Origin of the sequence: Kineococcus esterisolvens (genome assembly GCF_050871405.1) — a bacterium.
In the GTDB taxonomy this organism is placed as follows: domain Bacteria; phylum Actinomycetota; class Actinomycetes; order Actinomycetales; family Kineococcaceae; genus Kineococcus.
Map to the genome: position 1 here is coordinate 17,138 of NZ_JBJLRI010000060.1, position 10,600 is coordinate 27,737.

Sequence of the window (10,600 nt, forward strand, 5' to 3'; positions counted from 1 at the left end):
TCAGAACGAGTGCTCGGCCGCCGGGAACGCCCCCGAGCGCACGTCCTCGGCGTAGGCGCGCGCCGCCTGCCCGAGGACGCCGCGCAGGTCGGCGTACTGCTTGACGAACCGCGCCGTGCGTTCGGACAGGCCCGCGAAGTCCTGCCACACCAGCACCTGCGCGTCGCAGCCGGCGCCCGCGCCGATGCCGACGGTGGGGATCGCCAGCGTCCGGGTCACCTGCTCGGCCACCTGCGCCGGCACCATCTCCAGCACCACCGAGAACGCCCCGGCCTCCGCCACCGCGCGCGCGTCGGCGACCACGGCGTCGGCGGCCTCGCCGCGGCCCTGCACCCGGTAGCCGCCCAGGGCGTGCTCGGCCTGCGGGGTGAACCCCACGTGCGCCATGACGGGGATCCCGGCGTCCACCAGCGCCCGCACCCGGCTCGCGCTGCGGACCCCGCCCTCCAGCTTCACCGCGTGCGCGCCGCCCTCCTTCAGCAGCCGCACGCCGGAGGCCACGGCCAGCTCGTCCGAGGCCTCGTAGGAGCCGAACGGCAGGTCGGCCACCACCAGCGCGTGCGGTGCGCCGCGCACCACCGCGCCCACCATCGGCAGCAGGTCCTCCAGCGTCACGCCGAGGGTGCTGGGCAGCCCCAGCACCGTGTTCGCCGCCGAGTCGCCCACCAGGAGGACGGGGATGCCCGCCTCGTCGAACACCGCCGCGGTCAGCGCGTCGTAGCTGGTGAGCATCGCCCACCGCTCGCCGCGCTCCTTCATCTCCACCAGGTGCGGCACGCGCGTGCGACGGCGCGGGGAAGGGGTCTCGGTGGCGTAGCTCACGCCAGCGCCTCCCGCGCCGCGTCGCCGCTGACGACCGGCGGGTCGAGCTGCGCGCCGGCGGTGGGCTCGCGCCAGCGGCTGGAGATGGGCAGCCGTCGGTCCCGGCCGAACGCCTTGTAGGAGATCTTCGGGCCCGGGGCGAACTGGCGGCGCTTCCACTCCGCGCGGTCCACGAGCGTGACGACGGCGTCGACGACCGCGGGGTCGAAGCCCTCCGCCAGCATCTCGGCGCGGCCGCGGTCGCCCTCGACGTAGTCCTCCAGGATGGCGTCCAGCACCTCGTACGGCGGCAGGGAGTCCTGGTCGGTCTGGCCCGGGCGCAGCTCCGCCGACGGCGGCTTGGTGATGGTGTTCTCCGGGATCGGCGGCTGCTCGCCGCGCTCGGCGGCCTGCGCGTTGCGCCAGCGCGACAGCTCCCACACCAGCGTCTTGGGCACGTCCTTCAGCGGCGCGTACCCGCCCACGGAGTCGCCGTACAGGGTGGAGTAGCCCACGGCCAACTCGCTCTTGTTGCTGGTGGCCAGCGCCAGGTGGCCCTCCTGGTTGGCCAGGCCCATCAGGGTGGTGCCGCGCACCCGCGCCTGCAGGTTCTCCTCGGCCACGCCCGTCAGCGGCACGGTCTCCAGGAACGCCTGGACCATCGGCGCGACGGGGTACTGCCGGTACTCGAACCCGCAGCGGCGCGCCAGTTCCTCGGCGTCGTCGCGGGAGTGCTGCGAGGAGTACCCCGAGGGCAGCGAGATCCCCACCACGTTCTCCGCGCCGATGGCGTCGCACGCCAGCGAGGCCACCAGCGCGGAGTCGATCCCGCCGGACACGGCGACGATCACCGAGCGGAAGCCGTTCTTGCGCACGTAGTCCCGCAACCCCAGCACCACGGCGGCGTGCACGTCGGCGACGTCCGGCAGCGGCTCGTGCAGCGGCGCCGTGCGCGGCTCGTACGCGGGCACCGGCTCCTCGCTCACCGTCACGCGCTCCACGCCGCCCACCCAGTCCGGGGAGGTGTCCGCCGCCGGCAGCTCCAGGTCCGCCACCACGAGCGCCTCGGTGAACTGCGGCCCGCGCGCCAGGACCCGCCCGCCGGCGTCCACCACGAGGGAGTCGCCGTCGAAGACGAGCTCGTCCTGGCCGCCGACGGCGTTGACGTAGGCGATGGGGCAGCCGGCCTCCGCCGCGCGCCGCTCCACCAGGTCCAGGCGCACGTCGTCCTTGTTGCGCTCGTAGGGGGAGGCGTTGAGCACCGCCAGCAGGCCGGCTCCGGCGTCACCGGCCTTCTGCACCGGCCCGCCGTCCTGCCACAGGTCCTCGCAGATCGCCACGGCCACGTCGACCCCGTGCACCCGCACCACCAGCAGGTCGTCGCCGGGCACGAAGATGCGGTACTCGTCGAAGACGCCGTAGTTGGGCAGGTGGTGCTTGGCGTAGCGGGCCACCACGCGACCGCGGTGCAGCACCGCGGCGCAGTTCTGCGGCAGGTCGCGCCGGCCGTCCGGTCCGCCCGGGCGGGTCACGCCCCGGTCCGGCTCGGGCGTGCGGTCGACGTACCCGACGACCACGACCAGCTCGCCGTTGCCGTCGTCGGCCAGTTCGGCGGCCAGGCGGCCCAGCGCCCGCTTGGAGGCGTCGACGAAGGACCGGCGCAGCGCCAGGTCCTCCACCGGGTAGCCGGTCACGGCGGTCTCGGGGAACAGCGCCAGGTGCGCGCCGTCCTCCGCGGCGCGCCGCGCCCACTCCCGCACCGCGCGCACGTTCCCGTCGACGTCGCCGACCGTCGTGTCGACCTGCGCCATGGCCACCCGCAGCTGAGGCATGCCGCCACCCTAGTGAGCCCCGTCACGGGCCCCGCGCCCGCCCGGTGGGCGGGTGCTCCGCGGCGCCGGGGGCGGCATGGGGGAAGATGTCGCCCGGGGGCGCCGGCGGGGCTCGGCGACCCGGCGGACGACGACGGGAAGGGTGGCCATGGACCGCCAGCAGGAGTTCGTGCTGCGCACGCTGGAGGAGCGCGACATCCGCTTCGTCCGGCTCTGGTTCACCGACGTCATCGGGACGCTGAAGTCGGTGGCCGTCGCGCCGGCCGAGCTCGAGGGGGCGTTCGGCGAGGGCATCGGCTTCGACGGCTCCGCCATCGAGGGCCTCTCGCGCGTGTCGGAGTCCGACATGCTGCTCAAGCCCGAGCCCTCCACCTTCCAGGTCCTGCCGTGGCGCAGCCACGACGAGCACCAGGGCACCGCGCGCATCTTCTGCGACATCCTCACGCCCGACGGCCAGCCCGCCCGCTCGGACCCGCGGTACGTGCTCAAGCGGGCGCTGGACCGCGCCGCCAAGCACGGCTACACCTTCTACACGCACCCCGAGATCGAGTTCTACCTCTTCAAGGGCCCGCTGCAGCGCGGTGCGGTGCCCGAGCCGGTCGACTACGTCGGCTACTTCGACAACCACCCCGGCGGCACCACCACCGACTTCCGGCGCACGGCGATCTCGACGCTGGAGAGCATGGGCATCTCGGTGGAGTTCAGCCACCACGAGGGCGGCCCCGGGCAGAACGAGATTGACCTGCGCTACGCCGACGCCCTGACGACCGCGGACAACGTCATGACGTTCCGCACGGTCATCAAGGAGGTCGCCGGGGAGATGGGGCTGTACGCCAGCTTCATGCCCAAGCCCCTGGAGAACCAGCCCGGCTCCGGCATGCACACCCACCTGTCGCTGTTCGACGGGGACGCCAACGCCTTCTACGAGGCCGGCGCCGAGTACCAGCTCTCGACCACCGGGCGGCGGTTCATCGCCGGGATCCTGCGCCACGCCGCCGAGATCACCGCCGTGACCAACCAGTTCGTCAACTCCTACAAGCGGCTGTGGGGCGGAGGGGAGGCCCCCAGCTACGTCAGCTGGGGCCACAACAACCGCTCCGCCCTGGTGCGCGTGCCCATGTACAAGCCCAGCAAGGCGCAGTCGGTGCGCGTGGAGTACCGGGCGCTGGACTCCTCCTGCAACCCGTACCTCGCCTACGCCCTGCTGCTGACCGCCGGCCTGAAGGGCGTGGAGGAGGGGTACGAGCTGCCCGACGGCGCCGAGGACGACGTGTGGGCCCTCACCGACGCCGAGCGCCGGTCCATGGGCATCGAGCCGCTGCCGCAGAGCCTGGAGCACGCCATCTCCGTGATGGAGCGCTCCGAGCTCGTCGCCGAGACCCTCGGCGAGGGCGTGTTCGACTTCTTCCTGCGCAACAAGCGCGCCGAGTGGGCGGACTACCGCGCGCAGGTCACCCCGTTCGAGCTGCAGCGCTACCTGCCGCTGCTGTGAGCGCCGGGCCCGGGCGCCGATCCAGCGCCACCGCGCAGCTGGCCCGGGCGGGGTTCACCGACCCCGCCCGCGGCCTGAAGCTGCTGCGCGACGCTGCGCTGGGCGAGGTGGTGCGCGTGGGCGGGGACTCCGACCCGCTGGACGACGAGGTCACCGCCGGTCTGGTGCGCAGCCTGGGCCGCACCGCCGACCCCGACCAGGCGCTGCTCGGCCTGGTGCGCTGGGCCGAGGCCCTGGCCGCCGCACCACCCGCCGACCCCGCCGGCGGGGTGCGGTCCGCGCACGAGGTGCTGCGCCGAGGCGACCAGCCGGACCTCGCCGGCACCCGGGCGCGGCTGCTGTCGGTGCTGGGCGGCTCGGTCGCCCTGGGGGACCACCTCGTGCGCCACCCCGGTCACTGGACGGTGCTGACCTCCGGCGCCGCGCCGGAGCCCGGCGAGCTGCGCGCCGAGCTGCTGCGTGCCGTCGGCGCCGACCCCGCCGCACCGGTGCCGGTCGCGGCCGCCGCGTCGGCCGGTGAGCCCGGTGCCGAGGCGCTGCGAGTGGCCTACCGGCGCCGCCTGCTCGGACTGGCCGGGCGCGACCTCGCCGCGCCCGACCCCACCGCCGTGCTGCACGAGACCTCCGCCGAGCTGGCCGACCTGGCCGCCGCCGCGCTCGAGACCGCCCTGGCGCTGGCGCGCGCCGAGCTGCCCGGCGGCGGCGCGGAGTGCCGCCTGGCCGTCATCGGCATGGGCAAGGCCGGCGGCCGGGAGCTGAACTACCTGTCCGACGTGGACGTCGTGCACGTCGCCGAACCCGCCGACGGGGCAGGCGAGGACGAGGCGCTGCGCACCGGTACCCGGCTGGCCGCCACGCTGCAGCGCATCTGCTCCGCGCCCACGGCCGAAGGGTCCCTGTGGGAGGTCGACGCCGGGCTGCGCCCGGAGGGCAAGCAGGGCCCCCTGGTGCGCACCCTCGACAGCCACCTGGAGTACTACCGGCGCTGGGCCAAGACGTGGGAGTTCCAGGCTCTGCTGAAGGCGCGCCCGCTGGCGGGGGACCGGGCCCTGGGCGAGGCCTACGTGCGCGGCATCGCCCCCATGGTGTGGAGCGCGGGGGAGCGGGAGGGGTTCGTCGAGGACGTCCAGGCGATGCGCCGCCGGGTGGAGTCCCTCATCCCCTCCAAGGAGGTCGAGCGCCAGCTCAAGCTCGGCAGCGGCGGCCTGCGCGACGTGGAGTTCTCCATCCAGCTGCTGCAGATGGTGCACGGGCGCACCGACGAGCGGCTGCGCACCAGCGCCAACACCCTGGAGGCCCTGGACGCCCTCGCCGCCTACGGCTACGTCGGCCGCCACGACGCCGGGGAGCTGGACCGCGACTACCGCCTGCTGCGCTCGCTGGAGCACCGCGTGCAGCTGCACCGGCTGCGCCGCACCCACGTGTTGCCCACGGCGGAGGCCGACCTGCGCCGGCTGGGCCGATCGATGGGCCTGCGCGGCGACCCCGTGGCCGCGCTCGACGACGTCTGGCGCGGCACCCGCCGCGACGTGCGCCGGCTGCACGAGAAGCTCTTCTACCGCCCGCTGCTGTCGGCGGTGGCGCGGCTGTCGGCGGCCGACGCCCGCCTGGACGCCCAGCTCAGCCCGGAGGCCGCGCGCGCCCGCCTGGCCGCCCTGGGCTACCGCGACCCCGCCGGGGCGCTGCGGCACCTGGAGGCCCTCACCTCCGGCGTCAGCCGCCGCGCGAGCATCCAGCGCACCCTGCTGCCCGTCCTGCTCGGCTGGTTCGCCGACGGCGCGGACCCCGACGCCGGGCTGCTGACCTACCGGCGGGTGTCCGAGGCGCTGGCCGGCGCGCAGTGGTACCTGACGATGCTGCGCGACTCCGGTGCGGCCGCCGAGCGCCTGGCGTCCGTGCTGTCCGCGGCGCGGATGCCCGCCGAGCTGCTGCTGCGCAGCCCCGAGGCGGTCGCGGTGTTCGCCGACGACGACCGGCTGGCGCCCTACGACGTCTCGGAGGTCATCGCCGACGCCGCCGCGGCCGCCGCCCGGCGCGCCGAGCCGTCCACGGCGGTGCTGGCCGTGCGCGGCGTGCGCCGCCGCGAGCTGTTCCGCACCGTCGTCGCCGACCTCGTGGGCGCCCGCGACCTCGCCGGGGTGGGGCGGGCCCTGTCCGACGCCGACCAGGCCGTCCTCGACGTCGCCCTGCGCGTCAGCGCCCGCGCGGTCGAGCAGCGCACCGGCAGCGCGCTGCCCACCCGGCTGCTCGTGGTGGGCATGGGCCGCCTGGGCGGTGCCGAGACCGGCTACGGCAGCGACGCCGACGTGCTGTTCGTGCACGACCCCCTGCCCGGTGCCTCGGAGACGGAGGCCCAGCGGGCGGCCACGGAGGTCGTCGCCGAGCTGCGCCGCCAGCTCGGCTCGCCCGGGCCCGAACCGGCGCTGGAGGTGGACGCCGACCTGCGCCCGGAGGGGCGCAACGGCCCGCTGGTGCGCTCGCTGTCCAGCTACCGCGCCTACTACGAGCGCTGGGCGCAGCCGTGGGAGGCGCAGGCGCTGCTGCGGGCCCGGCCCGTGGCGGGCGACGCCGACCTCGGCGACGACTTCCTGGAGCTGGTGGACCCGCTGCGCTGGCCGGTCGGCGGGATCCCCGAGGCCGACGTGCGCGAGGTGCGGCGCGTCAAGGCGCGGGTGGAGGCCGAGCGGCTGCCGCGCGGGGCGGACCCGCTGCGCCACCTGAAGCTGGGCCGCGGCGGCACCGCCGACGTGGAGTGGACCGCGCAGCTGCTGCAGCTGTGCCACGCCGGTGAGCACGAGGAGCTGCGCACCACCTCCACCGTCGGTGCGCTGCAGGGCGCCGTGCGTGCCGGGGTGCTCCCGGCCGAGGACGCCGAGGTGCTCGTGGGGGCCTGGACGCTCGCCTCGCGGGCCCGCAACGCCGTGACGCTGTGGCGCGGCAAGCCGGGCGACTCCCTGCCCACCCAGGTGCGCGACCTGGACGGCGTGGCGCGCCTGTTCGGGTTCGAGCCCGGGTCGGCGGGGGAGTTCGAGGAGCTGTACCTGCGCACCACCCGCCGGTGCCGGGCGGTCGTGGAACGCGTCTTCTACGGGCGCTGACCGGCCGGGCGCACGCCGTCCGGCCGGTGGGTCCGCACCGCTCAGCGGGCGCGCAGCAGGGGCACCACGTCAGCGGTGAACTGGCTCAGGAACCGGGCCTGGTCGTGGCCGGGGGCGTGGAAGACCAGGTGGGTGAACCCGGCGTCGACGTACTCCTGCACCGCGGCCGCCACCTGCTCGGGCTCGGAGGCGACGATCCAGCGCCGGGCGACCTGCTCGATGGGCAGCTGGTCGGCGAGCCGGGCCATCTCCACCGGGTCGTGCACGGACGCCTTCTGCTCCGGGCTCAGCGACAGCGGTGCCCAGAAGCGGGTGTTCTCCAGCGCCCGGGCCGGGTCCTCGTCGAAGGACAGCTTGATCTCGATGGTGCGGTCGATCGAGGTGGGCTGGCGCCCGGCGGCGGCCAGCCCCTCCTCCAGCGCCGGCAGCAGCGTTTCGCGGTACAGGTCCATGCCCTTGCCGGAGGTGCAGATGTACCCGTCACCGGCGCGGCCGGCGTACTTGGTCACCCCCGGCCCGCCGCCGGCGACGTAGATCGGCACCGGCTGCGTGGGCCGGTCGTAGACGGTGGCTTCCTGCAGGCGGTAGAACTCCCCGTCGAAGGTGACGCGCTCGTCCGTCCACAGGGCCCTGATCAGTCGCACCGCTTCGCGCAGGCGGGCGAAGCGTTCCCTCGCCTCGGGGAAGTGCGCGCCCACGGCGGTCTCGTTCAGCGCCTCGCCGGTGCCGATGCCGAGGATCACCCGGCCCGGTGCCAGGCAGCCCAGGGTGGCGAACGCCTGGGCGATCACGGCCGGGTTGTAGCGCAACGTGGGGGTCAGCACGCTGGTGCCCAGCTGCACGCGTGAGGTCTTCGCGGCCACCCACGGCAGCCACGTCAGCGCGGAAGGGGCGTGCCCGTCCACGTGCCGCCAGGGCTGGAAGTGGTCGGAGATCCACACCGAGTCCAGGCCGGCCTCCTCGGCCTGCACGGCGAAGTCCGCCAGTTGCGCGGGGTCGAACTGCTCCGCGGACGCCTTGTACCCCAGCTTCAGCGCCTGCCCGTGCGTGTCCACCGTCTGCGTCACCGCTGCCCCGCTCTCCCGTCCGTCCGCCGCGTCGCCGCCAACCTAGCCGCCGGGCCCGGCCGTGCCTGCGCGGGGCGCCGCCCGGGTGCCTCAGCCCCAGCGGCCCGCGAGCTCGCCGGACAGGTCGCCCGCCGTCTCCACCGAGTCGGCGAGGGCCGCCAGCACCAGTGCCAGGCCCACCGCGCCGGCGTCCGGCGTGCCGACGGCACGCTCCCCGACGTAGCTGGCGCGGCCCCGCCGCGGGGTCATGGCCGCGGTGGCGTCCGCGCCGTCGGCCGCGGCGCGCACCACCTCCGCCAGCGTCCCGCCCACCTCCGCACCCGCCACCAGCGCGTCCAGCAGCGTGCGGTCCCCGGGTCGCGCACCGCCGACGCGCGTCACCGCCCCCGCCGCTTCGTGCAGCCCGGCGCGCAGCGCGTCCGCTCCCGGCTCCCCGGCCTCGAACGCGACGCGCACCTGCTGCAGCACCAGGCCGAACAGCGGGCCGCTGGAGCCGCCGACGTTGTCGAGGAAGGCGTCCTCGGCGGCCCGCAGCCCCGCCACGACCCCCTCGCCGGGGAACCGGCGCGCGGCCGCCCGCACCCCGGAGGCGAGGTTGTCCCCGAAGTCGCCGTCGCCGCCGACCCGGTCCAGGTGGGTCAGCGCGCCGTGCAGCCGCTCCACCAGGGCTACCAGGCCGGTGACGAAGGCGTTGCCCGTGGTGCCGTCGCCGGCTGCGCCACCGCCCGGTGCGCCGGCGGCCTCGCCGACCGGCTCGGCCACCGGCAGGGCCGTCGCCGTGGGGGTGCGCAGCAGCTCCAGCCACCCCGGCTCCAGGGCCGTCAGGGTCACCGAGAACCCGCGCATGTCCAGCGCGGCGACGTAGGTGCCGGCGAAGGCGGCGGCCACCCGCACGCCCCGATCGCCCAGGCCCTGCACCACCCGGTCCAGCACCGCGTGCAGCTCCAGGCCCGTGGCCGCCCCCAGGCCGTTGACGAGCACGGCGCAGCCCTGCTCGCCGGTCGGCACGTGCTCCAGCAGCTGGCCCAGCACCTGGTCCACGACCTCCCCGGCGGGCCGGCGCTGCACCGTGCTGGCAGCCCGTTCCCCGTGGATGCCCACGCCGTGCTCCAGCTCGTCCGCGGACAGCTCGAACGCCGGCCCCGTCCCACCCGGCACGGTGTGCGCGCGGGTGGCCACCGCCAGGCTGCGCGAGGCCGCCACCACGCGCCGGCCCAGGTCGGCGAGCTCGCCCAGCGACGCCCCGGTGTCCGCAGCGGCGCCGAGCACCTTCTCCACCAGGACCGTCGCTCCGGTGCCGCGCCGCCCCGTGGCGGAGCCCTCGACCTCCGTGGCCAGGTCGTCGTCCACCAGGACCGTCTCCACCGCCACGCCGTCGGCACGCAGCCTCTCCGCGGCGATGCCGAAGTTGATGACGTCCCCGGTGTAGTTCTTCACCACCAGCAGCACCCCGCCCGGCTTCGCCGCGGCGCGTGCGGCGGCGTGGACCTGCCGGTTGTGCGGGGAGGCGAACACCTGCCCGGGCACGGCCGCGTCCAGCCCGCCGCGCCCCACGAACCCGGTGTGCAGGGGTTCGTGGCCGGAGCCGCCGCCGGAGACGAGCGCCACCCGGCGCGCGGGGTCGGGGGAGGTCGCCACGACGTGCGCGGGGTCCAGCGACACGCGCACGCTGCTCCCGCGCTCGCGGGCCAGGCCGGCCAGGGCCGAGGCCACGGCGTCGGGAGAGGGCAGGAACCAGTCGGAGCCGGCGGCCGCGTCGCTCGCCGGAGTCTGATCGTCGGTCACGGACCACACTCTGCTCGCCCGCGGCCGCCCGCACCAGGGCGAAGGGGGCGGCGACCCCGCCGCCCGGGGGAGGTCAACCCGCCCCGTCCTCCTCCTCGCGCACGTCGAGCAGGCCGCCGATGCGGGTTTTGGTGATCAGGAAGCGCACCACCGGTGGCGGGTGCAGCAGCACCACCGGCGGCCGCGACGTGCGCGACGCCAGTCGGGCGAGGAAACCGACCCCCGTGGAGTCCATGAAGGCCACGTCCCGCACGTCCACCACCACCGGCAGGTCGCGCGCGAGCACGGCCGCGCAGGCCGTGGACAGCTCGGCACCCAGCGTCGCGTCGACCTCGCCCGACAGCAGGACGCGGGTCTCGCCGGCGTCGGCGATGACGACGACGCGCTCCACGCCGGCGACCCTAGGGGAGGGGTGGCGGCCGCACAACGCGAGCGCCCCCGACCCGGACCACGGCCCGGACGCGACCGTGGGGGGGGGCGGGGGGGGGGGGGGGGGGGGGGGGGGGGGGGGGGTGGGGGGGGGGG

Annotated in this window: 7 protein-coding genes; 2 read left to right on the forward strand and 5 right to left on the reverse strand. The window is 75.9% G+C overall.

The genetic code is table 11. The features are described from left to right. Window positions 1-897 (reverse strand): 3-methyl-2-oxobutanoate hydroxymethyltransferase, encoded by an 897-nt coding sequence (gene panB, locus ACRYR8_RS16395; RefSeq protein ID WP_432485760.1) that lies wholly within the window; start codon window positions 895-897, stop codon window positions 1-3. Next, a complete protein-coding gene (locus ACRYR8_RS16400; RefSeq protein WP_432485742.1) occupies window positions 819-2,633 on the reverse strand; it encodes an NAD+ synthase in 1,815 nt (604 codons plus the stop codon). Before ACRYR8_RS16400 ends, panB begins: the two co-directional genes overlap by 79 nt. A gap of 148 nt (window positions 2,634-2,781) precedes the next feature. On the opposite strand from ACRYR8_RS16400, the gene ACRYR8_RS16405 reads away from it, so the two are divergent. Together ACRYR8_RS16405 and ACRYR8_RS16410 are read left to right on the forward strand one after the other, a co-directional pair. Then, window positions 2,782-4,125: a glutamine synthetase family protein gene (locus ACRYR8_RS16405; RefSeq protein WP_432485762.1), complete on the forward strand. Its 1,344-nt coding sequence runs from the start codon at window positions 2,782-2,784 to the stop codon at window positions 4,123-4,125. Continuing rightward, complete coding sequence (locus ACRYR8_RS16410; RefSeq protein WP_432485744.1) at window positions 4,122-7,223, forward strand: bifunctional [glutamine synthetase] adenylyltransferase/[glutamine synthetase]-adenylyl-L-tyrosine phosphorylase; 3,102 nt, start codon at window positions 4,122-4,124, stop codon at window positions 7,221-7,223. Before ACRYR8_RS16405 ends, ACRYR8_RS16410 begins: the two co-directional genes overlap by 4 nt. Window positions 7,224-7,264: 41 nt before the next feature. Here ACRYR8_RS16410 and fgd read toward each other — a convergent pair whose 3' ends face one another. The 3 genes from fgd to ACRYR8_RS16425 all read right to left on the reverse strand — a co-directional run bounded on the left by fgd (window position 7,265) and on the right by ACRYR8_RS16425 (window position 10,466). After that, window positions 7,265-8,290, reverse strand: coding sequence for a glucose-6-phosphate dehydrogenase (coenzyme-F420) (gene fgd, locus ACRYR8_RS16415; protein WP_432485746.1), 1,026 nt, complete (start codon window positions 8,288-8,290; stop codon window positions 7,265-7,267). Between the two features lie 90 nt (window positions 8,291-8,380). Next, a complete protein-coding gene (locus ACRYR8_RS16420) occupies window positions 8,381-10,075 on the reverse strand; it encodes a dihydroxyacetone kinase subunit DhaK (protein WP_432485748.1) in 1,695 nt (564 codons plus the stop codon). Between the two features lie 73 nt (window positions 10,076-10,148). Further along, window positions 10,149-10,466, reverse strand: coding sequence for an STAS domain-containing protein (locus ACRYR8_RS16425; RefSeq protein WP_432485750.1), 318 nt, complete (start codon window positions 10,464-10,466; stop codon window positions 10,149-10,151). Window positions 10,467-10,600: the final 134 nt, after the last annotated feature.